Origin of the sequence: Stutzerimonas stutzeri, assembly GCF_024448985.1 — a bacterium.
GTDB lineage: Bacteria > Pseudomonadota > Gammaproteobacteria > Pseudomonadales > Pseudomonadaceae > Stutzerimonas > Stutzerimonas stutzeri_AP.
Window position 1 is genome coordinate 1 of record NZ_JAMOII010000051.1, and the last position, 1,189, is coordinate 1,189.

1 protein-coding gene is annotated in these 1,189 nt (G+C 57.4%); it reads left to right on the forward strand.

Features of this window, described 5'->3' with window-relative positions:
* Window positions 1-65 precede the first annotated feature (65 nt).
* On the forward strand, window positions 66-1,046 hold the full coding sequence (locus tag NA647_RS19590; RefSeq protein WP_021209969.1) for an IS5-like element ISPa52 family transposase: 981 nt from the start codon (window positions 66-68) through the stop codon (window positions 1,044-1,046).
* Window positions 1,047-1,189: the final 143 nt, after the last annotated feature.

Below are 1,189 nucleotides of genomic sequence, written 5' to 3' on the forward strand. Positions count from 1 at the left end.
GGGAAACTCTGAAGAAGACTTCCTGATTTGGCAAAATACCCCGATCCTACCCGCCGAGTAGCCCGATGAAGCAGATGACTTTCTCCGACGCCGAGTACGCCGGCAAGCGCAAGCAGACCCGCAAAGAGTTGTTCTTGATCGAAATGGATCGGGTAGTGCCATGGAAGGGTTTGGTTGCCTTGATCGAGCCCCACTACCCCAAGGGTGAAGGCGGACGTCCGGCCTATCCGCTGATGGCGATGCTGCGGGTTCATTTGATGCAGAACTGGTTTGGCTACAGCGATCCGGCGATGGAAGAGGCACTGTACGAGACCACCATCCTGCGGCAGTTCGCGGGGCTGAGCCTGGAGCGTATCCCCGACGAAACCACCATCCTCAACTTCCGTCGCCTGCTGGAGAAACACGAACTGGCTGCTGGCATCCTGGCAGTTATCAATGGCTACCTGGGTGACCGTGGCCTGTCGCTGCGCCAAGGCACCATTGTCGATGCCACATTGATCAATGCACCGAGCTCGACCAAGAACAAGGACGGCAAACGCGACCCAGAGATGCATCAGACCAAGAAGGGCAACCAGTATTACTTCGGGGCCAAGGCACACATAGGTGTCGACGATGAATCGGGTTTGGTGCACAGCGTGGTGGTCACGGCAGCCAATGTCGCGGATGTCACCCAGGTCGATAAGCTGCTGCACGGCGAGGAGAACATGGTCGGCGCAGACGCCGGTTACACCGGCGTCGAGAAGCGTCCCGAACATGAAGGCCGCGAAGTCATCTGGCAGATCGCGGCCCGCCGCAGCACTTACAAGAAGCTGGATAAGCGCAGCGCGCTGTACAAAGCCAAGCGCAAGATCGAGAAGGCCAAAGCCCAGGTGCGCGCCAAGGTCGAGCACCCGTTCCGGGTGATCAAGCGTCAGTTTGGCTACACCAAGGTGCGCTTCCGAGGCCTGGCGAAGAATACGTCGCAGATGGTTACGCTGTTTGCGCTATCGAATCTGTGGATGGCTCGCCGACATTTACTGACCTCTGCAGGAGAGGTGCGCCTGTAATGCGAGGCATAGCCGCTGCGAGGTGCTCGCAGCGGCTCAAGCATCGAATTGAGCCGGCGACTTGATCGTTTTTTGATCATTATCCCGCTTTAAAATCAGCAGTGCCTGAAGTCAGTCAGAAAAACTCGACTACTTCAGACCAT

Excerpts from the sequence above, each read along its gene's own strand:
- NA647_RS19590 (WP_021209969.1), top strand. The coding sequence starts at position 66 with ATGAAGCAGATGACTTTCTCCGACGCCGAGTACGCCGGCAAGCGCAAG.